General features: G+C 64.2%; 1 protein-coding gene and 1 pseudogene. Both read left to right on the top strand.

All coding sequences use genetic code 11. The features are described 5' to 3' along the window. Window positions 1–282, top strand: a pseudogene (locus AC097L_RS25430) (ABC transporter ATP-binding protein); the annotation flags it as partial. Beyond that, window positions 279–1,169: hypothetical protein (locus AC097L_RS25425; RefSeq protein WP_479589482.1), on the top strand; the 891-nt coding region annotated here is incomplete at its 3' end. The pseudogene AC097L_RS25430 and the gene AC097L_RS25425, both read left to right, overlap by 4 nt.

Here is a 1,169-nt window from a genome sequence, read left to right as displayed (position 1 = left end):
CGCGTGGCCTTTGGCGTGGCATTCCTCCACCGTGGGCAGATCACGCTGCAAGCGCCCCTGGACGACCTGCTGGAGAGTTGCCGCAGCCTGACCGGCCCCAGTGCTGCAGTGCAGGCGTGCATCCGACAAGCCCAGCTCAGCGTGCTGCACCGCCAACCCTTGCGGAATGGAGCCGAACGCTGCCTGGTACGGCTATTGACTCCGCAACGGCCAGACCCGCACCCGGCACTGGACTGGCAGCCGGTCAACCTGGAAGAGTTGTTTGTGGAGCTGACCCAATGAACACCTACGTCCACATTGTGCTGAGCCCCTGGCGAAAACGGAACAGCACACATGCGCGCTGGGTGATGGGGCTGATCGCCCTGCTGTGGCTGCTGGTCGGCCTGGGCGAAGCATGGTGGGCCGGAACGCGTGCCGCATGGACGGTCGCCCGCATCGGTGCAGATATGCTCGTACTGGCCATCTGGGCTGAGCAGTTCGGTGGCCTGATGGCGCAAAACACGCCCCTCGCAGCCCGTCTGGTGCCAGGGCAATTACGGGCCTTGCGCACCACCGCTGTAGTGTTGTGGCTCTGCGCCACGGGGATGCTTGGACTGGTGTTACAGCAAGGGCCTGCCTGGACAGGGGGCGCAGCGCTGGCGTTGCTGCTCATCGCTTGCACGTTTCGCTGGCCCCTCGCTATGTTCTGGCTCACCTTCACTGCCTCCATAGTATGGCTCTGGGACTCCGAGGGCCCGTGGTGGTGGTGGCTCAACCTGCGCTTGCGCACCCAGCCTGAAGCCACGCACATCGCAGCCATGATGGGTGCCGGACTATTGGCGGCGGGCCTGCTGTGCAGCCTGCTCCAAAACGGCGGTAACCGCCATGTGCAGCACCACATCCAACGGGCACGCTGGCGCGATGATTGGCGCTTTGGCAGCATGGGCATCGCCAATCCCAGCCCGAGCCCATGGGGGCGGTGGTCCAGCCACTGGCTGGACGCTCCTTACCACGCCTGGCTGCGGTACCTCACCGCAACCGCTGCGCCCACCGAGCGCAGCGTGTTGGCGCGGCTCGAAATGGCCATTGCACCGGGTTCGCACTGGACCTCCATTTTCAAAAACCTGGGCATCAGCCTGTGCCTCTTCGCGGCTTTATATGCCGCAATGCACTATGTATCAGGAATAGAC

The organism is Rhodoferax sp. RT5P35 (assembly GCF_056521385.1).
Note: the sequence above shows the minus strand (reverse complement) of the source record. Positions and strands in the feature narration are given on the sequence as shown.